Annotated in this window: 21 protein-coding genes; 10 read left to right on the top strand and 11 right to left on the bottom strand. The window is 34.3% G+C overall.

What is annotated here, in order from left to right:
• The 5 genes from J3D55_RS15600 to J3D55_RS15580 all read left to right on the top strand — a co-directional run bounded on the left by J3D55_RS15600 (position 1) and on the right by J3D55_RS15580 (position 5,344).
• Entirely contained in the window at positions 1-666 is a 666-nt protein-coding gene (locus J3D55_RS15600; RefSeq protein WP_259132420.1) for a YoaK family protein, read from the top strand.
• A gap of 44 nt (positions 667-710) precedes the next feature.
• Positions 711-2,690, top strand: a complete 1,980-nt coding sequence (locus J3D55_RS15595; RefSeq protein ID WP_259132419.1) for a histidine kinase dimerization/phosphoacceptor domain -containing protein — start codon at positions 711-713, stop codon at positions 2,688-2,690.
• Positions 2,671-2,973: a sensor histidine kinase gene (locus tag J3D55_RS15590; RefSeq protein ID WP_259132418.1), complete on the top strand. Its 303-nt coding sequence runs from the start codon at positions 2,671-2,673 to the stop codon at positions 2,971-2,973. The genes J3D55_RS15595 and J3D55_RS15590 overlap by 20 nt, the downstream gene beginning before the upstream one ends.
• A 24-nt stretch (positions 2,974-2,997) precedes the next feature.
• Positions 2,998-4,350: a sigma-54-dependent transcriptional regulator gene (locus J3D55_RS15585; RefSeq protein WP_259132417.1), complete on the top strand. Its 1,353-nt coding sequence runs from the start codon at positions 2,998-3,000 to the stop codon at positions 4,348-4,350.
• Between the two features lie 355 nt (positions 4,351-4,705).
• Positions 4,706-5,344, top strand: coding sequence for a TMEM175 family protein (locus J3D55_RS15580; RefSeq protein ID WP_259132416.1), 639 nt, complete (start codon positions 4,706-4,708; stop codon positions 5,342-5,344).
• Between the two features lie 4 nt (positions 5,345-5,348).
• On the opposite strand, the gene J3D55_RS15575 is transcribed toward J3D55_RS15580, so the two are convergent.
• Positions 5,349-6,920: a sigma-54 interaction domain-containing protein gene (locus J3D55_RS15575; RefSeq protein WP_259132415.1), complete on the bottom strand. Its 1,572-nt coding sequence runs from the start codon at positions 6,918-6,920 to the stop codon at positions 5,349-5,351.
• 426 nt (positions 6,921-7,346) lie between these two features.
• Here J3D55_RS15575 and J3D55_RS15570 point away from each other — a divergent pair, with 426 nt between their 5' ends.
• From J3D55_RS15570 to ppk1, 4 genes are all read left to right on the top strand, one after another.
• Positions 7,347-7,550: a hypothetical protein gene (locus tag J3D55_RS15570; RefSeq protein ID WP_259132414.1), complete on the top strand. Its 204-nt coding sequence runs from the start codon at positions 7,347-7,349 to the stop codon at positions 7,548-7,550.
• A 15-nt stretch (positions 7,551-7,565) separates the two neighbouring features.
• The gene (locus J3D55_RS15565; RefSeq protein ID WP_259132413.1) at positions 7,566-8,981 is read left to right on the top strand and encodes an inorganic phosphate transporter; all 1,416 of its coding nucleotides are present in this window, start codon (positions 7,566-7,568) and stop codon (positions 8,979-8,981) included.
• A gap of 46 nt (positions 8,982-9,027) precedes the next feature.
• Positions 9,028-9,858 carry a universal stress protein gene (locus tag J3D55_RS15560; protein WP_259132412.1) on the top strand — a complete coding sequence of 277 codons (831 nt, stop codon included), beginning with the start codon at positions 9,028-9,030 and terminating at the stop codon, positions 9,856-9,858.
• A 199-nt stretch (positions 9,859-10,057) separates the two neighbouring features.
• Positions 10,058-12,088, top strand: coding sequence for a polyphosphate kinase 1 (gene ppk1, locus J3D55_RS15555; protein ID WP_259132411.1), 2,031 nt, complete (start codon positions 10,058-10,060; stop codon positions 12,086-12,088).
• Between the two features lie 180 nt (positions 12,089-12,268).
• Here ppk1 and pdxR read toward each other — a convergent pair whose 3' ends face one another.
• The 9 genes from pdxR to J3D55_RS15510 all read right to left on the bottom strand — a co-directional run bounded on the left by pdxR (position 12,269) and on the right by J3D55_RS15510 (position 22,515).
• The gene (gene pdxR, locus J3D55_RS15550; protein WP_259132410.1) at positions 12,269-13,732 is read right to left on the bottom strand and encodes a MocR-like pyridoxine biosynthesis transcription factor PdxR; all 1,464 of its coding nucleotides are present in this window, start codon (positions 13,730-13,732) and stop codon (positions 12,269-12,271) included.
• Positions 13,733-13,860: 128 nt separating this feature from the next.
• Positions 13,861-14,304, bottom strand: coding sequence for a carboxymuconolactone decarboxylase family protein (locus J3D55_RS15545; protein ID WP_259132409.1), 444 nt, complete (start codon positions 14,302-14,304; stop codon positions 13,861-13,863).
• Positions 14,305-14,329: 25 nt separating this feature from the next.
• Positions 14,330-14,788: a DoxX family membrane protein gene (locus J3D55_RS15540; RefSeq protein ID WP_259132408.1), complete on the bottom strand. Its 459-nt coding sequence runs from the start codon at positions 14,786-14,788 to the stop codon at positions 14,330-14,332.
• Positions 14,789-15,041: 253 nt separating this feature from the next.
• The gene (locus tag J3D55_RS15535) at positions 15,042-16,145 is read right to left on the bottom strand and encodes a metallophosphoesterase (RefSeq protein ID WP_259132407.1); all 1,104 of its coding nucleotides are present in this window, start codon (positions 16,143-16,145) and stop codon (positions 15,042-15,044) included.
• A 12-nt stretch (positions 16,146-16,157) separates the two neighbouring features.
• Positions 16,158-17,891 (bottom strand): RagB/SusD family nutrient uptake outer membrane protein, encoded by a 1,734-nt coding sequence (locus J3D55_RS15530; protein ID WP_259132406.1) that lies wholly within the window; start codon positions 17,889-17,891, stop codon positions 16,158-16,160.
• A 10-nt stretch (positions 17,892-17,901) separates the two neighbouring features.
• Positions 17,902-21,024 (bottom strand): SusC/RagA family TonB-linked outer membrane protein, encoded by a 3,123-nt coding sequence (locus J3D55_RS15525; protein WP_259132405.1) that lies wholly within the window; start codon positions 21,022-21,024, stop codon positions 17,902-17,904.
• Positions 21,025-21,111: 87 nt separating this feature from the next.
• Positions 21,112-21,585 (bottom strand): FecR family protein, encoded by a 474-nt coding sequence (locus tag J3D55_RS15520; protein WP_259132404.1) that lies wholly within the window; start codon positions 21,583-21,585, stop codon positions 21,112-21,114.
• Between the two features lie 28 nt (positions 21,586-21,613).
• Positions 21,614-21,943 carry a hypothetical protein gene (locus J3D55_RS15515; protein ID WP_259132403.1) on the bottom strand — a complete coding sequence of 110 codons (330 nt, stop codon included), beginning with the start codon at positions 21,941-21,943 and terminating at the stop codon, positions 21,614-21,616.
• Positions 21,944-22,026: 83 nt separating this feature from the next.
• Positions 22,027-22,515 carry an RNA polymerase sigma factor gene (locus tag J3D55_RS15510; protein ID WP_259132402.1) on the bottom strand — a complete coding sequence of 163 codons (489 nt, stop codon included), beginning with the start codon at positions 22,513-22,515 and terminating at the stop codon, positions 22,027-22,029.
• Between the two features lie 368 nt (positions 22,516-22,883).
• On the opposite strand from J3D55_RS15510, the gene J3D55_RS15505 reads away from it, so the two are divergent.
• Entirely contained in the window at positions 22,884-23,639 is a 756-nt protein-coding gene (locus J3D55_RS15505; protein WP_259132401.1) for an SDR family oxidoreductase, read from the top strand.
• 95 nt (positions 23,640-23,734) lie between these two features.
• Here the strand turns inward: J3D55_RS15505 and J3D55_RS15500 are convergent, their stop codons facing one another.
• Positions 23,735-25,372 (bottom strand): helix-turn-helix domain-containing protein, encoded by a 1,638-nt coding sequence (locus J3D55_RS15500; RefSeq protein WP_259132400.1) that lies wholly within the window; start codon positions 25,370-25,372, stop codon positions 23,735-23,737.
• Positions 25,373-25,828 lie beyond the last annotated feature (456 nt).

The raw sequence follows: 25,828 nt of genomic DNA, 5'->3' as shown, positions 1-25,828 counted from the left end.
ATGGAAGTAAAACATAATATAGGTTTCGTCACCTTATTGCTAACGATGATTGCAGGTTATTGTGATACAGTAACTTTCGTGGCGGCGGGTTCTATTTTTTCGGCGCACGTTACGGGAAACTTTATTGTTTTCGCTTACCAGTTTGTGAAAGGTTCTGATATGAATGCATGGGTAAAGCTACTGACTTTTCCCGTGTTTATTTTGGCGGTCATAGTTGGTGGAAGAATTGCTGCAAAAGTACTCAATCATTACACGATTTTGTTTTGGGAAGGGCTGCTTCTTTTTTTAGCCGGAATTTTAGTCGCTGTTCTTAGTTATAACGGTGTTTTCACGGAAGTGATGATGTATACAGTCGTGATGATTACCGTTTTTGCGATGGGACTTCAGAATGCTTTCGGAAAGTTGTATGCAAAAGAAACACACGGACCAACGACGATGATGACAGGAAATGTGACGCAGGCTTCGCTGGATTTTGGAAATTTAATTAAAAATAAGTTTAAAGATCCGGATTCATGGGTAAGTTTGAAAAAACAACTGATTACTATTTTAGGTTTCCTGGTAGGATGTTTTTTAGGCGCTTATGCGGGCAAACAATTTGGTCTTGTAACCTTGGTTTTTCCGGGTTTGGCGATGATTATTTGTTTTTATTATCACCGTAAAAACTAATCTGAAAATTTCATAATTATTTGCATATAGATTATCTTTAAAAAATGAATTTTACCTCTCTTATTTCTGTCAAAAACTACTTGCGTATTGTATATTCGGTGTCGTTGTTTCTGCTTGTAAATGTTCAGGCAATGGCGCAGTCTAAAGAAGATCCCGATCAATTAGAAAAGAAAATTGCTAATGCTGGAAATGACAGTCAAAAGGTGGAGTTATTGCTTACTTTAAGCAATAATTATCTTAGTAAACCACGAGAACTTAAAGCAGATCTTGAAAAAGCGAATCAGATAAATGCAGAGGCGAAAAAGTTGAGTAACAGTTTAAGTTACAAACTTGGTATCGGAAAAGTAATGCTTTTAGATGCACAAATTCATAGAGAGAGTGGAGATTCTAAATATGGATTAACAAAAACCAATGAAGCACTTATTTATGCTAAAAAGAACAGCTTATTTGTTCTTACTGCCGATGTTTACAAAGAACTTTGCGCTTATAAAGGGTATGAAAAAGCGGATTTTGAAGAAAAAATAAAATATCTTGAATTAGCAATTCCGCTTTACAAAAAAAGTAAAGCGCTCAGAAAAGAAGCAGATGCTTTAAAAGATCTTGCGGATTATTACGGTCTCGTAGAAGAGCACCAAAAGGCATTGACAGTTCTTGAAAATGCAGTTGTTATTTATAAATCGATTGGTTTTAAAGAGCTTCAAGGGGTTTATACATTAATGTCCGGTGATTATGGGATGTTACAAAATCCACAACTATCTCTGAAGTATGCATTGATGGCGGAAAAAACAGCAGAAGAAGTTCACGATACAAGTTACCAGTTGTGTACGATTTACAATCATTTGGGTCTTGCTTATTATGATCTTCTAAAATTTGACTTGGCATTTGCTAATTTTGAAAAAGCGTTGAATATTGCCTTAAAGAATAAAAATGTAGATGATATCAATGCAATAACGTATAATCTTGCATCGCTGTACTGCCACAAAAAAAATTATATTGCAGCGTTGCGAACGCTGAAACGAAGCGAAAAGAGCTATCCTCCAAAGGATGAAATTACTAAAATAAGACAGCTTTTTATATTTGTAGTTTCTTATTCTATGCTTGAGCAACCTGATAAAGCCAAACCCTATTATGAGCAATTGCTAAAAAAATATCAGGAATCTGATGTGGGTCTTTTCTATAAATTAACAGGAATTATCATCTATCTGCAACATTCCGGGCAAGTAGAAAAGACGTATGCTTATCTCGAAAGATTCAAAGAATTTGCTAAAAAATCGGATAAGCTTATCTTTTATTCACAAATCGAACTTTTGTCTTTTCAATCGGATCAGGCAAGTAAAAAATACGAATCGGCGATCGAACATTTAAAGCAGCATCAGGTTTATAAGGATTCTATTTTTAATTTAGAAAAACTGAAACAGTCAACTGCGCTTGAACTTCAATTTGAGACAGAGAAAAAAGACAAAAACATCAAACTGCTCACGCAGCAAGGGAAGTTGCAGGAAATAAAAATTGAAAACGAAAAGGTAATACGCTATCTATTTTTAGGAAGTCTGGTTGCGTTGGTGCTCTTTTTAGCTTTGTTGTATAACCGTTCAAGGGTTAAAACGAATGCCAATAAAAATTTAGAATTAAAACGTAAACAGATTGATGAACAAAATGAACAGCTGAAAAAATTACTGGCAGAAAAAGAATGGCTGTTGAAGGAAATTCATCACAGAGTAAAGAATAACTTGCAGATTGTCATTAGTTTACTGAATACCCAATCTGCCTATCTTGATAATGAAGATGCGTTGATGGCGATCCAAAACAGCCAACACAGAATGCACGCCATGTCTCTGATTCATCAGAAATTATACCAGTCAGACAATCTTTCGACCATTGATATGTCTTGGTATATTTATGAATTAATAAGCTATATCAAAGAATGTTATTCATCAGAAAAAAGCATCAATTTTGTTTTAGACACAGAAAAAGTTTTTCTGGATGTAGCGCAAGCGGTTTCCGATGGGTTTAATTGTAAATGAAGCGGTGAATAACACTGTAAAATATGCCTTTCCTGAAGAAAAAAGAGGGGAAGTAACAGTTTCTTTTAAAAGTACAGAAAAAGATTTTTATGAGCTGATTATTTCTGATAACGGAGTAGGACTTCCGCAGGATTTTAATATTGATGAAACAGAATCTCTCGGAATGAATCTGATGAGAGGTCTTACCGATCAGCTGGACGGAACTTTTTCGCTGGAAAACAAAAACGGTTTAAAAATAACCATCACCTTTAGAAAAAATACAGATATCGACGTTCAAAAATAAGGACATTGATGTTTTTAAAAAGTAATGAAAGAAAAAATATTAATAGTAGAAGATGAATTTATCGTAGCCAATGATCTTAAAATCATGCTGATGAAAGCAGGGTATCAGATCACGGGAATTGCATCTTCTGTTGTACAGGCGAGGAAATCTATTGCCGAAAAAAAACCGGATTGGATATTGTTGGATATTATGCTGAAAGGCGATCTTACAGGCATCGATCTCGCTTGGGAATTGCGCGAAAAAAAGCTGCCTTTTCTCTATATTTCAGCCAATACCAACCAATCTACACTGGAAGCGGTAAAGGAAACCCAACCTTACGGATTTATGGTAAAACCTTTTCGGGAGCGCGATCTTATCGTGATGCTGGATATTGCAAAATACCGTTTTGATATTGAACAAAATGCTGAAATTCAGGAATCTGAAACTCATGAACAGATAGAAGGAATTATTGGTAAAAGCCCATTACTTCAGGATGTTATTGAGAAAATAAGAGTGGTTGCGCCAACAGATACTTCCGTTCTTGTGGTTGGAGAAAGCGGAACCGGGAAAGAAAAAGTTGCCCATTCTGTACATAATCTTTCAGAAAGGAAAAATAGCCCGATTGTGATTGTAAATTGTGCCGCATTACCGCATTCTCTTATTGAATCTGAGCTTTTCGGTCATGAAAAAGGAAGTTTTACGGGAGCAAATGCGTTGAGAATCGGCAAATTTGAACAGGCAAACGGAGGAACGATATTTTTAGATGAAATTGGTGAATTGCCATTAGATTCTCAAGTGAAATTACTGAGAGTTTTACAGGAAAAGGAAATCGAAAGATTAGGCGGAAATAAAACCATTAAAATCAATGTAAGAATCGTTGCTGCGACCAATCGATCTTTGGAAAAAGAAGTTGCCGAAGGAAGATTCAGACTAGATTTATATTACAGATTAAATGTTTTCCCAATCGAATTACCCTCTTTAAAAGAGCGAAAAGAAGACATAGAATTGTTAACTAATTTTTTCCTGAATAAATATGCGGCAGCTTCAAGACGAAATATCACCTCGATCAGCGAAGTCGCTTTCGAACAGCTTTATCATTACAATTGGCCCGGAAACATCCGTGAACTGGAACATTTGATAGAAAGAAGCGTTCTTTTAACCAAAACAACAGAAATAGAGAGTTTTGATCTTCCAAAAACTATTGAAAAACCATCAGAAGATTCTCAAGGAGAAATAAAATCGATGGAAGAAATGGAAAGAGATCATATTTTGAATGCGCTGCAAAGTTCTAATGGCAAAGTTTCGGGAAGTGGCGGCGCCGCTGAATTATTAAAAATTCAGGCACAAACGCTTTATTCCAAAATGAAGAAATTAGGGATTGATAAAGGATATAAATAAATGCTGATAATCAATTTATTCAATAGGAGCGGACTTTAGTTCGCTTTCACATCTTGACCTGATTTATGTTTAAAATAAAATCCTACGGAAATTTCACTCGAATTGCCGAGACTAAGACCTTGTTTAAATTTTATACAATAATTTTTTTATGACCTTTTTCTTAATTTTCTAAATTAAAATAAACTTTGTTTATTCTTGTTTTTAACATTACGATTTTCAGTTAATTAAGCTGAATGTAATTAAGAAATCAATAGATTGCTTTTTATTAAGTTTTTTAAGATAAATTGTCTTAATTCCTTAATGTTAAAAATAGATTTAAAATTTAAATAGGCTCTAACAGAAATTAAAATCAATTATGGAAAAAGAAACAGGCAGAATAGAAGGATTCAGTGATGGAGTTTTTGCAATTGCGATTACGCTTTTGGTTTTAGATCTTCATGTTCCCGAAAAAGATACGATAAAGAATGGTAGTGATTTGTTGATTTTCCTGAAAAATCAATGGCCTGTATTTATGGCATTTATCCTTTCTTTTTTCAGCATTTTTATAATGTGGGTCAATCATCATAAGATTTTCAAACAAATCTACAGCCGCAATTCAGCAATTACATTTGCTAATGGATTGATCCTTTTTTTGGTTTCTGCAGTTTCATATCCGACATCTTTGCTGGCTCAGTATTTTGATGGTGAAGCATCGTCTGTGGTTGTGGCAATATATACCGGAATATTTGTGTTAATCAATCTTTCCTACAATTTACTTTGGTATCTCGCCAGTAAAAATAAAGAACTTTTGCGTCCCGGAATTACAGATCAGGCGATTAGAAAAATTCATAACAATTATTTGTACGGACTGCCAATTTATGTGATCGCGTTGTTATTTTCCTTTTGGATTCCGACTGTTTCGCTGATCTTTATTTTAGGATTATGGATCTTTTGGGCGGTATCTTCAGGGAAGATAGAAATGCATTTGAAAGTTGTGAAAAAGGATTTAATTTAAATAATTATTTGGATTTATTAAATTGGTGTTCTTTCCGAATTCCTAATTTTTGCATTTTTGAAATGAGTGTTGTAGGTGGTAATCCTAACAATTTGGCAGCACCCGATGTACCGGATATTTTGCCATTACATTTTTCTACGATTTTTAGAATATATTCCTTCTCAATTTGATGTAAGGTTTTGATTTCCAAATTATCATCAGTAATCGGTGGAATAACGATTTTTGCAACATCCATTTCTCGGATTGTATCATCCTTTGCAGTGAGAATATTTCTTTGAATTAAATTTTCAAGCTCACGAATATTTCCGTACCACGGATTTTCGCACAGATCATTCATTATTTTTTGAGAAAAGCCTTTGATTTTTTTACCCGTTTTAGCATTATGTTTTTGCAAAAGATGATTTGCAAGCAAAGGAATATCAGTTTTTCTGTCTCTCAAAGCAGGAAGATGAATCCTAAAAACATTAAGACGGTAAAAAAGATCACTCCGGAAATTTCCGTTGGCAACTTCTTTTTCAAGGTTTCTGTTGGTGGCAGCAATCACTCTTGTATTCACTTTTATAGACTTATTTCCGCCAATCCTTTCGACTTCTTTTTCCTGTAAAACCCTTAATAATCTTCCTTGTAATTCCATGGGCAATTCTCCAATCTCATCAAGGAAAATGGTGCTGTTTTGTGCTTGTTCAAATTTCCCTTTTCGTTGTTCCGTAGCACCGGTAAAACTACCTTTTTCATGACCGAACAATTCGCTTTCGATTAAGTTTGCTGGGATCGATGCACAGTTTATTCTGATCATTTTATTTTTTGAAGAAGAAGACAGATCGTGAATGGCTTGTGCGATCAGCTCTTTTCCCGTACCCGTTTCGCCGTCGATAAGAACATTGGATTCCGATGGTGCTACTTGAGAGATTTTATAGAAAATATTTTTCATTCCCTCGCTTTCTCCAATTATTCCATGAAAACCTTCTTTATTATTTTTTTCTAAAATAGGTTTTTCAATGATTTCCTGAACCGTATTTTGGTTGTTTTTAGATTGTTCACCAATCAAAATATTACGAATTGTTATCGACAATTGTGTAGCAATATCTTTTAGAATTCTTTCAGGAAAGTCATCCGAAGTTATATAATTTTTATAAAAAAGGAAAAGTACATTGTTGTCATTAAGAATTTTAGGCAGACAAAATCCGACAGCCATTCGTAATCCTGCATTTTTAGCACTCAGAAAATAGGATGGAGTAGATGTTTGATTATCAGACAATTCTTTCAAATCAATACATAAAGGTTCGGGAGAATTCTGGCATTTTTCAAAATATGCATCAATGGAATTTTCGGTAATATTATTTTCAATTTTTATACTGCTCAAAAAGGTCTCAATACCAAGATCAACATTTCTAATGAAGACAAAATCATTGAAATGAAACTCAGATTTCAAACTTTGATTCAATACCATTTGAAATTGATTTTTATCCAGAACTCCAGAAAATGCTTTGTTCAAATTTGAAATCATAAACAGTTCTTTCTGCATATTTTGCAGTCGGTTTATCATTTCTGTATTCTGTTCTTCTTGTCTACTCATCAAAACTTCATTGAAAGTTTAAAGATAAGGAAAGTGTTTTATTTAAATAAATTCTTTTGTCATAAGCCAATTAAATAGGTAGATTATTCATATTTAAAAAAGTTTGTTGTCATGTAATTATTTAAAATTGAAGCGATGCAATTGAGGTTGCTTCCTTTAGTGAGTATAAAATTTGAAAGAATAAAAATGCATGTTATTATTTGAATAGCGCAATAAGAAAATATTTTTAATATTTAGAAATTATTACTTATTTAGCAACGAATTAACTTTATATGTGTGAAATATTGTAGATTTTAATTATATCATTTTGTATTTCCTTTAATGAATTGATTCAACGATTGTATGATATTGATTTACAGATAAATATAATGAAACATTAACTGTTTGTTGATATTGTGGTAACATAGACTGTCTATTTTTGCTGTAATGAAAAAATATTTGATGCTGTTAATGGCTGTTTTGCACATTATCTCTGCAGCGCAAAATAACAATGCCCCATCAAGTTATGATCCTCATGATATTAAAATTACCGAGTGTCTGCAGTCTCAATTTCAGAAAGCACAGTCTTCAGGGATAACTTCTTTTTCGGGTGATGATTTTCCTGACAATTCCGATTATTATTCAATTTAAAATAAAAAATATATTATGCTTTTAACGAACGTTCTACCTTTTCTGGGAGAATCAGATTTAACAACGGGTCTTGTGATAGTTTTCGGACTATGCCTGCTCGCTGTAGTAGCTTTTGAATTTGTAAACGGCTTCCATGATACTGCCAATGCAGTGGCTACCGTTATTTATACAAAAGCACTTAAACCTGTTATTGCAATACCGTGGTCCGGATTCTGGAATTTCTTAGGGGTCTTCACAGGCGGAATCGCCGTAGCTATGGGAATTCTAAAGCTGGTTCCTATGGATACTTTAATGACGCTTCCGATCGCCGTTGGTGCAAGTTTGGTGCTTGCGGTTTTACTGGCTTCTATTATCTGGAATTTGGGAACGTGGTATTTAGGGATTCCATGCTCTAGTTCTCATACTCTAATTGGGGCATTAATCGGAGCCGGTTTAGGGTTTACATGGTATTATGGTGGTAGTGGAGTCAACTGGCATAAAGCAGAAGAAATTGGTCTGTCACTTATTCTTTCACCAATTGTCGGTTTTGGATTGGCCGTTTTACTGATGTGGTTCTTTAAATATGTCGTTCGATATAAAGCTCTTTTTCATATTCCGGAAGGCGAAAATGATAAACCGCCTTTACTGATCAGAGCTATTTTAATTACAACCTGTACGTTAGTCAGCTTTTTTCATGGCAGTAATGACGGACAAAAAGGAGTGGGGCTTTTCATGTTGATTCTTATTGCATTTCTTCCCGCTAGATTTGCTATAAATCATGATATTCCTAACGATAAAATTGTTTCTACATTAAATCAGACCGAAAGTATTTTACAAACCGTTGCAAAAAGCAATATTAAAAATGCCGCAGAATTTATCAAATTAAATGATAATATTGAAGCCGTGAAAACACATCTTGCATTCAAAAGCGAAAAAGATAAGGAAGGAACTTATAAATTCAGGAAGCAGGTGGAAGCTTTAGTAGGATCTATTAAAGCATTCAACGAAAATAAAGCCATCGTCATTGATGAAAAAAATAGCACCGCACTTACTCATCAAGTATCAGAACTTAAGAAAATAACTGAATTTGCACCGATCTGGGTGATTATCGCAATTTCGGTCTCATTAGGTTTGGGTACGATGATTGGGTGGAAAAGAATCGCTGTTACTATTGGTGAAAAAATTGGTAACGAACATTTAAATTATGCTCAGGGCGCTTCAAGTGAAATTGTAGCTGCATCAACGATCGGGATGAGTACACTTTTGGGACTTCCCGTAAGTACGACCCATGTTTTATCAAGCGGTATTGCGGGTTCTATGGTAGCTTCTGGTGGTAAAAGCAATCTGAATAAAGGAACATTAAAAAGTATTGGTCTTGCTTGGGTACTTACGCTTCCCGTTTCTATAGTGCTGTCGTTGTTATTATTTACACTGTTCCATCTGTTTATTTAATATTACAGACTTTTGATTAATTTACATTATTAAAAACCGAAAAAAAATGAAACAAATATTAGTTGCCTCAGATTTTTCAAACAGCGCGGGTAACGCTCTGAAATACGCATTGTCATTAGCTAAAATTTTGCAGATGGAAATTGCTGTAATTAACGCTATACATCCCACAGAGGGAATCAACAACAGTACTTACAATGCTATTTTTATTGAAGATTATTATGCTAAAAAAAGATCAGCTTTAAAAGAATGGACTGAAACCTTCACCCAACATGAGGACTATAAAGATATACCCGTTAAAACAATCTGTGATGTAGGTTTTCTACGAAGCGTAATCACCAAATATACCGAATATCATGCGGTATCATTTTTAGTAATGGGGATTACCGGTGCTACAGGAATCAAAGGGATTGTAGGAAGTAATGCAAGTATGGCGGTTACGAAAATGAGAATACCGACGTTAATTGTCCCGTTAGAAAGTGTATTATCTACAGATCCTATCATTACATTAGCTACCGATTATAAAACCGCCAGATTATCTGTAAGAGATGTAAAGGCTTTAAACCAGATTCTTAAGGTCTCCAAACCGAAAAAGCTGAAAGTTCTTCATGTTTCCGAGAGGGATATGGATGAAAAAAGCATCAGAAATGGAGAGAAAAAATTAAAAGACCTGATTCCATCTGTTGAAATTGATTTTAATTACGTAGATGATGATGGCAAAACATCAAACGAAATTATAGATTTTATAGAGCAAAATGAAACCGACATTCTATGTCTCGTAAAGCGTAACCAAAATATTATTTACCGCTTATTTGCAAGCAGTACCGTGAATGAGGTACTGAACAAATCAGTTAAGGCGATATTGGTGCTTCATGAGTAAACGCATAAATGCAAAACAAAATTTAAAGATATTCTTTTCGTTATTTATTGTAAATTTAATGGCTAAATTGTAAAGTATTTTATTGCTAAAAGAGATATTTTATGGCTTAATCATTTTTCAATTCGTACTACATGATGATGTATTGTTACCTTTATTTAATGGATAAAGCTGAACAATAATCGGGTAGAAACTAGAGTATATGAAAGAAAATAAAACTCCTTCTCCGGAAATTTTTCCTGCAGAACTTTCTTGGTTATCCTTTAATAATTGTGTGCTTCAGGAAGCGGCAGATAAAAGCAATCCTCTTTATGAAAGAATAAAATTTCTCGCCATACATTCCTCAAATCTCGATGAGTTTTACAGGGTGAAAGTAAATAAGTTATTATTGAAATCGGATTCTAAAAAAGACTTGCTCAAGAAAATTAATGCTGAAATAATCCGTCAGCAATTAGCATTCGGGAAAATCTGGAAAAACGAAATTCTCAAAGAATTGCAGAACAATGGTATTGTTTATTATGAAAACCAGACCATAGAAACTCTTCATCTCGAAGAGATTGAAAGTTATTTTAAAACGACAATTCTATCTTATATTCAGTTGGTATATCTTTCAGAAGATTCCGGCAAAGAATATTTCTTAAATAACAGGCAGCTTTACCTTTTAATAAAGCTAAAAGAAGGAAATACCGAGAGATACTGTTATGTAAATATCCCGTCTGATAAGCTTAGCAGATATATATCGTTGAGTAAAATAGGAGACGAGAACTTTATTATTTCTTTAGATACAATCATTAAAAAGTGCCTTCCTTATATCTTTACCGGACAAGAAATTTTGGGAGTATATTCTATTAAAATAAACAGAGATGAAAATTATTTTATAGATGATGAAACTTCCGGAAACTTGGTTGTTAAGATCAAAAAGAAAATTGAAGAACGCAAGACAGGTTCTTCAACAAGATTTTTATATGACCTCAATATGCCGCCGGAAATGGTAGATTTTTGTAAAAAAGTTTTTCAGATCGAGGAAAATGAAATGGTAGAAGGCGGGACGCATCATAATTTTTTTGACTTGTTTAAATTTCCTAATCCGAAATATCCTGCGTTACAAAACGAACCCTATTCTCCCTTAAAATATCCTTATTTTGAAAATAAAAAGTCGGTTTTTGAAAATATAGAAGAATCCAACCATTTGCTTCACTTTCCTTATCACTCTTATCATTATGTTTTGCAGTTGTTTAATGAAGCAGCTGTGAATAAGGATATTGTAGACATAAAAGTTACCTTATACAGAATATCTTCGCAATCACTTATTGCCAATGCATTAATAAGTGCAGCAAAAAACGGAAAGAAAGTAACGGTTTTTGTTGAGGTGAAGGCTCGTTTTGATGAGAACAACAACCTGTTTTGGGCAAATGAAATGAAAAAAGCGGGAATAACGATCATGTATAGTCTTCCTAATCTTAAAGTTCATGCAAAAGCAGCGCTATTTACTTATAAAAGAAAAAGTAAAACAAAAACCTATGCCTATCTTTCCACAGGAAATTTTAATGAAAGTACGGCAGGAATTTATTCTGATTTTGGTTTTTTCACTTCGGATACCAAATATACGGATGATCTCAAGCAGGTATTTAAATTTTTAAAAACTAAGGAGAAGAAGTCATCTATTAATCATTTATGGGTTGCCGGATTTAATTTGAAAGAAAATATTCTACAGCAAATCGATCTTGAAATCGAGAATAAGAAAAACGGAAGAGATGCCTCCATATTTATAAAAGCTAATGGTTTAGACGAAAAGGAAATTATAGAAAAACTGGTTGAAGCCAATAACGCCGGAGTTGAAATTGTTTTGATTATCCGAGGAATCTACACGCTTTTACCGGGAATAAAAGGGTATTCTGAAAATATTAAAATTTACAGAATCGTGGATATGTTTCTAGAGCACTCACGGATTTATAAATTTCACAATAATGGCGATGAGAAAATCTACCTTGCATCTGCGGATATGCTGAGCCGAAATCTGAGTCGCAGAATAGAAATTGCTTTTCCGATTTTTGATGAAGCATTAAAGAAACAACTCAATAAAATTATAGAATTACAAGTAGAAGACAATACCAAAAAACGCACTATCAACAGAAAAGGTGAAAATATTATTGAAAATAAGGAAGCTGCACTCCCTAAAAGATCACAAATAGAAATCTATAATTTCTTAAAAAATAATGGTAGCATATCATAAAAAATAATGCGCTTCCTCAATACAATAAATACTAAGAATAAACTCCAAGTTAATATTTATCATGAATGAATCGGCAATAGTATGAGTTGCTGGTTCATTACTTTAAATATGTTAAAATTAAAAATAATTAATTTTTTTCTTGATTTCCCCATAATATTATTCAAACTCAGCGGTGGAATATTAAATAATAATTCTCAATAACTCCAGCGACTTTTCAATTTCTTTTTCATTAAGTGAAGCAAAACCTAATCTGAGACCATTTGGAGTATATGCTTCATTATTGTAAAAAGATCCGTCTGAAATTTTTAATCCCTTCTTTTTCGCAGTCGTAGAAAGCTTTTGGAGATTAATTGATGGATCGAAAACCGACCAAACCGCCAATCCTCCTTCAGGAATTTTAAATTCAATAACATCATTGAAGTTGCTTTGCAAAATCTCACAAAACAGATCTCTGCGATGCTTGTATATTTTTAAAGATTTTCTGAAATGTCTTTCCATTTCTCCGTTGTCAAATAAAGAGGAAAAAGCTTCTTCCAACAGTGAGTCTCCTTGTTTGTCTATAAGTCGTCGTAAGGAAGATGCTGCTTTTACAAAACTTGGTTGGGCAACCATAAACCCGATTCGCAGAGCAGGAGCAAAAGTTTTGGTAATGGATCCGATATAGATAACATTTCGGTTGTGATCAATACTTGCAAGAGGAATGTAAGGTTTTGCATCATAATGAAAATCAAAGTCATAATCGTCTTCAATAATAGCAAATTGATATTCTTTTGCTAATTTCAATAACTTCAACCTGCGTTCCATACTCATGGTTACCGTAGTCGGAAAATGATGATGAGGAATAATATAGACCGCTTTTATCGTCTTTTTCTTTACAATTTCTTCTAAAATATCAATATCCATTCCATGTTCATCTACAGGAATGCGGATGAGATTTGCGCCTGTATAAGTAAATATTTCATCGGCAGAACGATAATTAGATACGCCAACTGCAATATTGTCGGATTCTTTGAGGAGAAGTTGCGCTGCGAGATAAATTCCCATTTGGCTTCCTTTGGTGATCAACAGATTTTCGGGATTCACAACAAGTCCACGAGTATTTGACAAGTAGCGTGACAAAGCGGAACGAAGGTTTTCCGAGCCTTCCGGAAATCCATATTTAAGGTAATTTTTCCCGTAAAATTTCTTTGAAATGCTGCGATATTCTCTCATTAAAAGATCGATCGGCGTTAAACGGACATCCGGAAATCCGTCATCAATAGTAAGCAAAGATTGCTGATAATTTTCTTCAATTTGTCTCTCTTTAAAAGGGTTTGTCCAGGAAAATCCTTCATTTGGCGTTTCTATAGATTCTTCAAAATTTGTTTTTTTCTTTTGGAGAAGAATAGGAAGTTTAGAAAGTACATAAATTCCTTTTCTTTCAACCGATTCTGCCCATCCCTGACTCATAAGTTCTTCATAGGCAAGTTTTACGGTATTTCGATTAAGTCCGATCAATTCTGAAAGGACACGCGTACTGGGTAAAACATCCGAAGGTTGAAGCGCACCCGTAGTTATCAGTTTGATAAAACTATTGCACAACTGAATATATAAAGCAACATTTGAATCTCTATTGAGCTGTATGAGTGATTTGTAAGGAAGCATATCAAATGTTTTTAATGCAATAAAAGCGTATTATGTTATATCAAAGTTAAATATTAAACAATTAATAAATGAATAAAAAATGTCCCCACTAAGAATGGAGACAACAATGATAAAAAATAAATTATGATTTATTGATCTTGAGCAGGAATCAATAAAGTAGTAATTCCGATCCTGTTCCATGCATTGATCGTGATGATGGCAAGAATAACCTGTGCTAAGTACGTTTGTCCTAATATATTTTCTGCAGCTTCGTAAGTTTCGTCTTTTACATGATTGCTTATCAAGGTAACTTCTTCTGTCAGAGCTAAAATCACACGTTCTTCTTCTGTGAAAAACGGAGTGTCGCGCCATGCATTAAGTGCATAAATACGTTGTTCGGTTTCACCTGTTTTTCGAGCTTCCTTCGTATGCATATCGATACAGAATGCACAGCCATTGATTTGTGATGCTCTGATTTTAATTAAATCTTTATGTGTTTTCGTAAGCGGTGTACTTTCGATGAATTTTTCTAATCCGAGAATCGCTTTATAACCGTTGGGTTCTACCTGATCGATTTTAATTCTTGTTGCCATTTTGTTATGATTTATTGTTATTTTATTAATTTTTGCCTGAATCTGATTTGTTGTTTAAAAAACCATCAATACTCCAATGATATTTTGGGATAAAAGACAGAAGAAAACCCGCTGCTGATGCGGTAAACACTCCATAATTAATTGGTTTTTGAATCCCTACCGAAAGGGTCATGAAAATAATGAACATCAAGGTAATAAGTGAAGCTCCGATGGCTACGTATTTGGTTTTAAATCCGATGATTAGACAGATTCCGATCAATAATTCACTTACTGTTGCGATTCCTCCCATGATGTTAACCATAGATCTTTCAAAAATCGGCATCAGAGTAGAGGTATAATCGATAAAATTATTCCAGTTTCCCCACTCTATATTTCCTGTTCCCGGCGCTCCTAATATTCCAAGTCTGTCTGCAACGGGAGTCAGAAATGTAATTCCTAAAGCATATCTTAAAAGAAGTTGTGGGATTCTAAATGTATTTTCCATAATCTTTTTTATTGGGACAAAATTAAGGAGACTCTGAGCTGTTTTATTACCCCAGTTTTGTTAAATTAGATAGCCCAGATGTAAACTAAGAAAACTGATAAGAAGGATACCACATTTTTCTCTATTTGTATCAATATGTCAATTCATTTTGACTGATAAGTCTGATTTCCTGTTGTTGAGGTTAGCAACTAGCTTAAAATAAAGACTGCTTGATTACAAGCAGTCTTTACTATTTTTGATATCAAAAATATGACTATTCCGAAAGTTTAAAAGTGTACTCGTTTCTAGCATCGGTCTTATAAGCATTTTTCTGAGTAACCGGCGAAATACCAAAAAGTGGTGAATAAGTCTTCACTTTCACGGTTTTATTATCCGGATAGAACTCAATAATTCTGATCCACCCATCACCTCCGTTCCCGTCACGATGACCGCCGCCTTCGCTCTGCATATCAAAAAGCATTTGGTTCACGTTTTTCCCAGAACTGTTAGAATCCACGCGGAAACCTTCACCTGAGATATGACCACTTAACACCAACTCGAGGTTTTGAGACGGCTGTATCAGTTTTTGCCATATCTGTTCTCCGTTATTAGACTCCGGAAGTGCGATGGTTTTAGACTTTTGCGGGATATTATTTACCAAAAAAGGCTCGTACATAAACCACGAATTCTCTTTATCCGTTCTCTTGTCTTTCTCATTCAGAAAAGCATGGGTGATTAAAATCGATTTATGATTTTTGTATTGAGGCATATCCAAGACTTTTTTAGCCCATTCCAGCGTTTTATTTCTCGGTGCAAATTCAAGATTTAAAAATAAATAGTCTAGACCATTTAATCCTTTCAATTCCAAAACAGAGTTTTCCATACTTGGAGCACCTGCATCATTATAAAAGTTCTGTGCTAAATATTTCTGATTTAAACTATTAAAATTAGAAGGAAAAAACTCATTATAACGAGAAAATCTTCTGCCTTCTTCATTAATACTGAAGTCATGATTTCCTGTTGCAGCTACATAAGGTACTTTTCCATTGAGTCTTCCAAGGATTGACTGCACAGATTTCCATTGGTCATCGGCACTTTGATCACCGTCATATCCTTGATTTAGAATATTATTATGTTCCACCAAGTCTCCAACCTGACAAACCATTTTAATGTTAAGCGGAGAAATATTATCTTCAATCCATCTTACCATCAAATCTAAAATAGGCTGATTTCTGTTCCATTTCACATAGTTTTGTGTATCCGGAATCAAGATGATACTCCAAGATTTTTCGTTGTCTAATTTGGGAGCTTGAAATTTTTCCTGTGCAAAAACCACTGCAGACAGCAGTAAAAGCAATATTGATATATTCTTCTTCATAATCTTTTATAATTAATATCCTGGGTTTTGTTTTAACGAAGGGTTTGCATCCATTTCCGATTGTGGGATTGGCCAATATTCATCTTTATTGATGGTATAAACAACTTGCTGTGTTGTGAAAGATGCCGAAGCTTGTGAATAATTATAAATAGGATTTGCACTTTCATCAAAGCCTGTTACTACAGATTTTGTCCAGTTGTTTCCGTTACGGTTCAGGTATAAATATCCGTTCATTACATTGTTTGCAATTCCCCAACGTCTTATGTCATACCATCTTAATCCGTCATTTGCCAATTCTACTTTTCTTTCATATCGAAGGGCTTTTCTTAATTGAACTTGTGACATTCCGGGATTTAAAACCGGCATTTTTGCACGTGTTCTGATTTGATTAATCGCATCATAAACAGAATTATCCAACTGATTCAATTCAATTTTTGCTTCTGCATAAATCAATAGTAATTCCGGCAACCTGAAAATTCCAACATTTAAATCTGAATTTCCACTTACTGAGGTAGAATTAAAATCAGCAATATCAACCACTTTTCTCCAAAGATAACCACTGAAAGAACGATAAGCATTGGTTGCATCGGCATTAGCAACTTGTGTTGGTGCTCCAGTCGACCAATAATTATTTACTTTTGTGAAAGACGTATTCGGCTCAAATTGGTATCCGAGATATCTTGAATGCGGACGTACAGCGTACATATCCAAACGTGGATCTCTGTTTTTAAATGGATTTGCTTCATCATACAACGGAGATTCTGTTATTGATAAACCATCTGTCATTTCATACGAATCGATAAGATTTTGAGTAGGTCCCCAATAGCAAACTCCTTTCCCCAAACGAGATGCTGCATAATATTGCTGATTGTGCAGGTATCCCGGTACATTCTTATTGTATTCGGCAACCCAGATCCATTCTTTACTACTGGAAAAACCGGTATGCCCAAATATATTGCTAGGATCCGGCTCTCCTACAGTGTGATCTTTACCCACATAATTCACAGAAGTATTGAACGGTGTCAAACTATAAACTCCTGCAGATAAGTCTAAAGCCTGCTTCGAAGTAGCCGCTGCAGCTGCATATTGTTTAGAATAAAGTTCAACTCTGGATTTTAAGAGTAAAGCGGCGATACGGGATGCACGTACATTTCCGAACTGCGATTGTGATATCGGAAGTTGAGGTGCAACAGCTCCAAGTTCATCAATAATAAATTGTTGAATTTCTGCAACGGGTGTTCTGGGAACATTAGCATTGTCAAGCGTAACTGCTGATTTTATTAACGGAACATCTCCGTAAAGCTCGATCAATTGAGAATAAGCATACGCACGAACAAATCTTAATTCCGAACCGAGTTCCTGTCTTTGAGCTTCGGTAAGTCCTGCAATTCCATCCAATTTATCGAGTACGGCGTGACATCTTGCAATTGTTTTATAGTGAATTTCCCACGGTTTTATCGTTAATGCATTGGTCGTCGTAATAGAACTCGTGATAGGGGAGGTATAATTGGTTCCCGGTCTTGCATACCCGATATCCGTAATATTATCCATCACGTGCCACATCGGAGTACTTGCTGCATCCAACGTGCTTAAGTTTCTGTACGCTGCAAAAAGTCCCATTTTTCCTTCCTCGTAAGATGCGGGGAAAGTTCCGGATGTTGGTCCGTTAAGGGGTTCTAAATCCATATCGGCGCTTGAGCACGAAGTGATTATGGCTAATAAAGATATTTTTAAAAAGTTTTTCATTTTTTTATCATTAAAATTTAACATCAATACCGAATGAGTACGTTTTTACTTGTGGATAGAAGTTTCCGCCTCCCAGAGCAACGCCGTCAGAACTTCCTGCATTGTAGTTGATTTCCGGGTCATATCCTTCGTAGAATTTTGTGAAAGTCAAGAGATTTTGTCCATTTAGATAGATATAAACACTTTGCAGGAATGTATTATCTATAAAAGATTTAGGCAATTCATATCCGATCTGTAGGTTTTTAAGACGCATATACGCTGCACTTCTCATCCACATGGTTGAGTTTTGGGTGTTGTTTGTAGAAGTCAGAGAAACACGCGGAAACTGAGCATTTGGATTTTCCGGTGACCAGTAATCGAGCTGCCAAGGTTTCACAGCACTTGAGTTTACCGCAGGAATTACGTAATGTGAATCCAGATAACCGTCCACTTTTCCTACACCTTGTATTAAAGCAGATAATCTGAAGCCTTTATAAGAAAGACCCATATTGAAACCATAAGTGTATCTGGGAACTGTACTTCCGATAATGGTTCTGTCGGCATCTGTAATTTTTCCGTCCCCAATCGGATTTCCATTGGCATCAAAAGCTCCGGCAATATCTTTATATCTGATGTCTCCCGGTTTTAAAGTTCCGAATTGTGTCGGACCGGCGTTGATTTCTGCCTGACTTTGGTATAATCCATCGGCGATAAAACCATAAATAGAATTCACCGAAGAACCAACCTGCTGACGAAGAATTGTTCCGGAAGACTGACCTTTCATATCAAGAATTTCATTTTTGACGTCAGAAAGATTGAAACCGATATTCATTTTAAAATCTCCCCATTTTTCATTATACTGTGCGCCGATTTCCCAACCTTTGTTGCCTACCGTCGCCGCATTCTGAATAGGTGCTTCTAAACCTGTAAGCTGAGAAGTGTTTAATCTTAAAAGAATTCCGTCTGTTTTTTTATTGTAAAGATCAAAAGTTAAGTCTAATTTTTTCCATAAAGATAAATCGACACCAACGCCTGACATGGTGGTTTCTTCCCACTTCAGATCAGGATTAGACATGACTAATTGCTGTATCGTTTGATACACTTGTCCGTTCATAGAAGTACCTCCCAATGATAATGGTTCTGAAAAAGGGTAGTATGAAGAACTGATGTTCTGATTTCCCAATTTCCCCCAAGAACCTCTCAGTTTTAACTGGCTGATTGTTCCTCTTAAACCCTCAAAAAAACTTTCTCTTGAAACCACCCAACCTGCAGAAAATGATGGGAAAACTGCCCAACGGTTTTTGCCGATAAACCTTGAAGTACCATCATATCTTACATTAGCTTCAAATAAATATTTTTGATCGTAATTATAATTTAATCTCCCAAAAGCGGAAACCAAGAGCCATTCGTATTCCGAACCTCCATTATCTTTAGTCTCGTTATCTGCACCGGCATCCAGCTGTTCGTAGTTATTGTAGAGAAAATCTCTTCTGTATCCTGATAATATTTTTTCATTATACGTTTCTCTGGAAGCTCCCGCAAGAAGCTCAAAACTGTGCTTACCAAAATCTTTTTTTGCATCCGCCTGAAACTGATAGGTTCCGTAAAACTGACGTCTTGCAGATTCTGTAAGTTCTGTAAAAGTATTGGCAGAACCAGCCGGAGTTCCGTCTTCGTAAAAAGTGGGAACGCTTTTTCTGAAAAGATGGATATTGGTCGTGTGATAACGTGGAGCGACAAGACCTTTTAATGTCAACCAATCTGTAGGTTTGTAAGAAATATTCATGTTTCCTATGAATTCTAAGTCGTTTTGCAGACGATTTCCACCATTTTCGATAAAACCAACGGGATTAATTTTCACCCATCCGTCAGAATAATTATTGCCATAGTAAATAGGAATATTCGTAGGCATTCTACCAAGATAATTCCAGATCGTGCCTTCATCGGCAATCTGTTTTCTGTCTTTGTTTACGAATGACATATCCAGTCGGATATTCCATTGGTCATTCGGAGTAATATCCATATTATTACGGAAAGTAAACCTCGTAAAATCGGTATTTTTAATAATACCTTCCTGTTTCGAATATCCAAATGACGGCGCAACACTTATGATTCCGGATTTTGCCGATAACGAAAAATAATGATCCTGCAAGAATCCGCTTCCCTGAAGAATCGCTTTTTGCCAGTCATAGTTGCTGGGATTTTTTTTGTAGTCTTCTGCAAAAGCATTAATAGCATCATCGCTATAAATCTTTGTCCCGTTGTCATTCATACTTGCATCATTAAATACTTTCATGTACGTAAGACCGTCGGTAACTTTGGGTATTGCTGTTGCTCTTTGCCATCCTGTGTACATTCTGTATTGAGCAGATAATTTATTTCCTTTAGCACGTTTTGTGGTTACAAGAATAACTCCACCTGCTGCTCTGGAACCATATATTGCAGCAGAAGCAGCATCCTTAAGAACGGAAATAGACTCAATCATATTAACATCAACATCATTAATATTTCCTGCAACACCGTCGATAATAAATAGAGGATTGCTGTCGGAACCTCCAAAACTATTGATCCCTCTGATTCTGATATTTCCTGCATCACCTCCAGGAGCTCCTGTTTGGGTAGTCACCGTAACTCCGGCTGCAAGACCCTGTAAAGCATTTCCGGCTGAAAGTACGGGTTGTCCTTCTGCTGTTGAACCCTTTACAACAGATACAGATCCGGTTATAATAGATTTCTTTTGTGTACCGTAACCCACAACTACAACTTCCTCTATTTTTTTCTCCTGTTGGTTTATTGTATCGTTTTTTGGTTTTATTTCATTTTCAGCAAGAGCATTATTAGAAGCTAATTTCCTAAGAGTTACCGTATTATTCTGAATTTGATAATCTAAGGGAACAGCTTTTTTCAGATACTCTAAACTTTGCTTTAATGATGAATAGTTTATTCTGTTTTCATCCACCCAAATGTTTTTAAAATCTGAGGCAGAATAGAAGAATTTTGTTTTGGTAGATTTCTCTAGATTTTTAAGGATTTTAACGAGTTGTACCTGCCTTTGATTGTTTGTTACAGGCAGATTAGCCTGGGTTTGCGCATAATTGAGCACAGGAAGTCCCATAGCTGCGAGTAAAGCAATAGATATTGCAGTTTTTTTCATAAATTTGAAGAGTTAATTTATTATTCTTTAGCGAGTTTGAATTAATTACAAGCACTGATAACGCCACATTATTGGTGCTGTTTTATTTTAATAGAGCGTTATTTCATTTTCATTTTTAAAAACAGTTTTTAGGTTAAAGGGGTAATTTATAATGGAAAGAATTTCTTTCAGATTTCCTGAGAACGAACCGGATACCTCGTTTTTAGTAATTCTTTTTGGATAGGTGATATGAGTTCCGTACGTATTTTCTATTTCAGTTATAGCATCCTCGAAAGTTGTGTTTTCAAAAGTAAAAGGCTTTACCACAGTCGTTGCATAATAATGAAAATCATTTTTTGCCGGAGAAGTGCTCCAGTTTTCATTAGGGAGAAGATAAGTGAGTTTGCCGTTGTGGTCTATTTTCACTTTTCCTTCAAGCAGTTTTACTTTTTTTTCTTTTGATTTTTGGTCAACTGAGAATTTTGTTCCCAATACTTCAACACTGAAAACACCTGCATCTACTATAAAAGGTTTAGATTTATCTTTTGCAATCGAGAAAAAAGCTTTCCCCTGAAATTCCACATTTCTATATTTCTTTCCAAAATCTTTATTAATGGATAGTTTGCTGTAAGGTTTCCAACGTTATCACACTATGATCAGACAGTCTGAAGGTTTTAGAAAATTCTTTAGTTTGCAGTACCAATGTCGGCAAATCATTTTTCGTGTCTTTTGGCTCAATATCTTTATAGAAAAATAAAATCCCGAATAAAGGCACCAAAATAGCCGCCGCAGCCATCCAGTAATATTTTTGTTTATTCATTTGTTTAATTCTCGCTTCTATTCCTCTCCAGATTCTGGAATCGGTTGCAGCATCCATTTCCTTTTTTTCTTCGGAGACGGTTTTCCAAATTTTTTCAAAATGTTTTTGAGAATCTTTCATACAATTATAATTACGTGGTAAAATAAAAATTTCCACCCTGAAGAGATGGAATTAATGATTTGTTTATACGGGTTAATATTTGGTTAAAATAGATGTAAATTCGTCTTTATATAGAGAATGACTTTTTTGACTTGCTTTTCTACCGCTGTTTTTGAGATGTTATTTTCTTTGGCGAGCTGAGAATAGGTAATTTTCTCTAATTTATTTTTATAAAAAAAAGTTTTGCTTTTTTCAGGAAGCTCTTCCAGAAGGTTTTGTATTTTTTGTAGTTGCTCTTCTTTAAATTCATGATCCGTTTTTTCTGAATCGGCTTCATCTTCTATAAAACTTTCATCTGAAAAAGAAAAGAGCATTTTATTTTTTCGATAAAAATTAGAAACTTCCTGTTGAGCTGTTTTAAAGATGATAGATTCTAAAGTCTGGGGATTTTTAAGAGAAGAAGAATGCTTCCAAAGGTGGATAAAAATTTCCTGCACCACATCGTCTATATCCTCAATGTTGGAAATAAACTTTTTGACAAAAAAGTATACTTGATATTTGTAATCTAAATATATTTTTTTAAAATCCTCCATTATAAGGCACGACACGGTTTCAATGCATGGCAAAAATAAGCAATTCGTGTTGAGCTAATGTCAAGTATATATTAAATTTAGCTTAGTGTTAATTAATCTATATTCACTTTAATTACTCATCTTTTTAATTCTTTTTTGAAATCGCCACAAAACAATAATCCCATTGTATCATAAGGATGGAAAAGTAGTAAAAATGCTTTTCTCAAATTTTTTATTTTTAACTGATCTTTCGTATTATATCTAAGTCTAGAACGTATTTTAGTCAAAAGAAATTCCGAATTGATAACATATACCTTGGAAAATAAGGTGTCTTTTTAATGGATAATATCCACATTTGTAAGACTTAACAATTAAAAAAAAACATGTACATGTCAAAAAATGATTTGAAAGATAAGGTAGTATTGATCGCCGGAGGAGGTAAAAATTTGGGTGGATTATTAAGCAAAGATTTTGCGGTAAAAGGTGCAAAACTGGCAATACATTATAACAGCGAAGGAGCTAGAGCTGAAAGCGAAAACACATTGGAGGAAGTTCAGACTTTGGGGGCAGAAGCTTTTTTATTTCAGGGTGATTTAACCAAAATAGAAAATATTACCAGATTATTTGACGAGACAATTTCCAAATTCGGAGGTATTGATATCGCCATCAATACAGTGGGAATGGTATTAAAGAAACCGTTTACAGAGACTTCAGAAGCAGAATATGATACCATGTTTGGTGTTAATTCAAAATCTGCATATTTCTTTTTGCAGGAAGCGGGTAAAAAACTTAATGATAATGGTAAAATCTGTACCATTGTTACTTCATTATTAGCAGCTTATACAGGGTTGTATTCCACGTATGCAGGTGCTAAAGCTCCGGTAGAGCATTTTACAAGAGCTGCTTCTAAAGAATTTGGAGAAAGAGGAATTTCTGTAAATGCTGTTGCGCCGGGTCCGATGGATACGCCTTTTTTCTACGGGCAAGAGAGTGATGATGCAGTGGCTTATCACAAATCTGCATCAGCTTTGGGCGGATTAACCAATATTAAAGATATTGCTCCTTTGATTGAGTTTTTAGTAACCGATGGATGGTGGATTACCGGACAAACAATCTTCGCAAACGGAGGCTATACTACACGATAAATTATAAAAAAACAGTTGCGGATTTCTGCAACTGTTTTTTATTTTAAGCTTTATTTTGACACACAAATTTTTTGTGGTTAAGTGTTTTTACTTTTTTATATAATTTCTTGTTTAATATCATCTTTTTTGAGCTGACTGATGAAGTATGAAGGCGTAACACCGGTTTCTTTTTTGAATATCACAGCGAAAACTTCTCTGGAAGAAAACCCGCAGAATTCTGCGAGATAGCTTATTTTATATTCCCGGAAAACAGGAGTTTCATATAACTTATTGGTAATGTAGTAGATTCGTAACCCATGAAGATAATTATTGAAATTTTTTCCTCTGTGTTGCTTTATAATTTCTGAAAGATATCGAGGATTCGTATTCAATGAAGTTGATAAAGAAGAAAGACTCATATCTTTTTTCAGGAATTTTTCGGATTTTTCAAATTTCGAAAGCTTGTTTAATAGGGAAGTGGTGGTGTCTTCAGAGATACTTATAACATTTTCTGGGTTTTTATTTTCGATTTCAACTAAAACAGGTTCGATTTCTCTTGTTTTTGCTTCTTTTTTAAGGTTTTCAATAACTGTTTCGTACTTTTTATGAATCTTATTTTGATTTCGTCTCCAGAAAAACCAACCGGATGCAACCAGCAATAAGAAAATAATGCACGAAATAATAACGATTTGTAATTCATTATCTTTATGTGCTTTATCTTGTTTTGAACTGATTTTTTTTATCGTTTTATCTGCAGATAACCTATCGATGTGAGCCAGACTGTCACTAAGATTGGTGTAAAGCGACATATATTTTATCGTAGAATCTTTATTTTTAATTGCTTCATAAGAATTAGCTAAAGTTGCATAAGCAGCCACTCTTGCGGAAGGAGATTTTGTTGTTTTTTCGAGTTTTATGACTTGCCTTGCATAGTCTATAGCCTTTGCATTTTTATTTTGCTCCGAATAAAAATTACCTAAATAATTTAAAATAGGTATTTTATCACCTTTAATCTCAGTAAATTTCCTGCTATTAATCGTACTCAGTGAATTTTGCAGGTATTCTTCAGCGATATCTAATCTTTTAGGTTGATGTACTATGGCATAAAACATCCCCATATTCATATAAAGATAAGAGATCATATCATATTTTTCTTCGGTCTGTCGTACATTATTTTTATTATCGGAAATTTGTTTTACCTCATTCAGACTTTTTTTGAAATAAGATAAAATGGTATCCTGATTTGCTTTTTTAGGAACATAATAACCTCCAGCGAACCCTTGATAGATAAGAGACATATGATAATGTTTCGTGTTGACATCTGTAATCTTGTTGACGTAATATTTTGCATTTTGAAGTTCTTTATAGCTTTCGTCGGAAAGACCGAGTGAAGAAAGATCGGTTGCCCTTTGAATAATTGCCGTAGAAATAGATTCGTTATCATTGAGCTTTTTTGCCTCCTTTTCTAATTCTTGAGAATATTCGATCGATTTTTCATCTTCTCCGGTACTGTGATAGAGAATCATTAATTTTTTTGCACTGGCTATAATGCCTTCTGAATAATTAATGCCTTTTGAATCTTTATTTATCTTTAAAAATAAAGCCAAAGTTTTCTTTTGATCAAAAGTATTTTTCTTACTTAAAGCAATCTCATTATCAATACTTTCTTTTGTGATTGTTCTATTACCAACTTGTGCGTAATAGAAACCGAAAACCAAACTGAATAGTAGGAGAATAATTTTTCTTGTGGACATCTTTGTATTTGTTTTTTTAGATTACAATTTTAATGCTATTTAATTCATAACCTGCGTTTATTTTGTAATAAATTCCGAATTTATAACTATATGATTTTATTTTAATATTCTGATTTTTAATGAGTTAAAAGTTTGAAAATAATTATTTTTAATTAGTCATCTTTTTTAAATATTTCCCCGCAACATCGTTTCTTTTTCTCTTGAGGATTTTCTAAGTTAAAAATACGACTTATTTTGATTCGTAAAGAGGTAATTTATTAATAATAAAGTGATTATTGAAGGATTATTTAAGTTTGAATTTCCGAATTTACAACTCCTCTCATTTTGAACTACCCTCTAAAAGTTTCTAACATTGCACTGTAATTCAATGAATAATTGGAATTAATTCCGAGTCTTTGTTACACAGATTCTAAAAACACACACAACCGAATAATGATTAAAAATCTATTGCTTTTG

This window comes from Chryseobacterium ginsenosidimutans, from assembly GCF_024807225.1.
GTDB classification, from domain to species: Bacteria; Bacteroidota; Bacteroidia; order Flavobacteriales; family Weeksellaceae; genus Chryseobacterium; species Chryseobacterium ginsenosidimutans.
The sequence above is the reverse complement of the archived record's forward strand: the minus strand, read 5'-3'. Positions and strand labels throughout refer to the sequence as shown.

What these genes read in the sequence shown, in the direction of transcription:
- J3D55_RS15545 (WP_259132409.1), bottom strand. Translation starts at nt 14,304, where the DNA reads ATGGCAACAAGAATTAAAATCGATCAGGTAGAACCCAACGGTTATAAA.
- J3D55_RS15580 (WP_259132416.1), top strand. Translation starts at nt 4,706, where the DNA reads ATGGAAAAAGAAACAGGCAGAATAGAAGGATTCAGTGATGGAGTTTTT.
- J3D55_RS15515 (WP_259132403.1), bottom strand. Translation starts at nt 21,943, where the DNA reads ATGAAAGATTCTCAAAAACATTTTGAAAAAATTTGGAAAACCGTCTCC.
- J3D55_RS15510 (WP_259132402.1), bottom strand. Translation starts at nt 22,515, where the DNA reads ATGGAGGATTTTAAAAAAATATATTTAGATTACAAATATCAAGTATAC.
- J3D55_RS15565 (WP_259132413.1), top strand. Translation starts at nt 7,566, where the DNA reads ATGCTTTTAACGAACGTTCTACCTTTTCTGGGAGAATCAGATTTAACA.
- J3D55_RS15560 (WP_259132412.1), top strand. Translation starts at nt 9,028, where the DNA reads ATGAAACAAATATTAGTTGCCTCAGATTTTTCAAACAGCGCGGGTAAC.
- ppk1 (WP_259132411.1), top strand. Translation starts at nt 10,058, where the DNA reads ATGAAAGAAAATAAAACTCCTTCTCCGGAAATTTTTCCTGCAGAACTT.
- J3D55_RS15505 (WP_259132401.1), top strand. Translation starts at nt 22,884, where the DNA reads ATGTCAAAAAATGATTTGAAAGATAAGGTAGTATTGATCGCCGGAGGA.
- J3D55_RS15585 (WP_259132417.1), top strand. Translation starts at nt 2,998, where the DNA reads ATGAAAGAAAAAATATTAATAGTAGAAGATGAATTTATCGTAGCCAAT.
- pdxR (WP_259132410.1), bottom strand. Translation starts at nt 13,732, where the DNA reads ATGCTTCCTTACAAATCACTCATACAGCTCAATAGAGATTCAAATGTT.
- J3D55_RS15570 (WP_259132414.1), top strand. Translation starts at nt 7,347, where the DNA reads ATGAAAAAATATTTGATGCTGTTAATGGCTGTTTTGCACATTATCTCT.
- J3D55_RS15600 (WP_259132420.1), top strand. Translation starts at nt 1, where the DNA reads ATGGAAGTAAAACATAATATAGGTTTCGTCACCTTATTGCTAACGATG.
- J3D55_RS15590 (WP_259132418.1), top strand. Translation starts at nt 2,671, where the DNA reads ATGGGTTTAATTGTAAATGAAGCGGTGAATAACACTGTAAAATATGCC.
- J3D55_RS15500 (WP_259132400.1), bottom strand. Translation starts at nt 25,372, where the DNA reads ATGTCCACAAGAAAAATTATTCTCCTACTATTCAGTTTGGTTTTCGGT.
- J3D55_RS15525 (WP_259132405.1), bottom strand. Translation starts at nt 21,024, where the DNA reads ATGAAAAAAACTGCAATATCTATTGCTTTACTCGCAGCTATGGGACTT.
- J3D55_RS15530 (WP_259132406.1), bottom strand. Translation starts at nt 17,891, where the DNA reads ATGAAAAACTTTTTAAAAATATCTTTATTAGCCATAATCACTTCGTGC.
- J3D55_RS15540 (WP_259132408.1), bottom strand. Translation starts at nt 14,788, where the DNA reads ATGGAAAATACATTTAGAATCCCACAACTTCTTTTAAGATATGCTTTA.
- J3D55_RS15535 (WP_259132407.1), bottom strand. Translation starts at nt 16,145, where the DNA reads ATGAAGAAGAATATATCAATATTGCTTTTACTGCTGTCTGCAGTGGTT.
- J3D55_RS15575 (WP_259132415.1), bottom strand. Translation starts at nt 6,920, where the DNA reads ATGAGTAGACAAGAAGAACAGAATACAGAAATGATAAACCGACTGCAA.
- J3D55_RS15595 (WP_259132419.1), top strand. Translation starts at nt 711, where the DNA reads ATGAATTTTACCTCTCTTATTTCTGTCAAAAACTACTTGCGTATTGTA.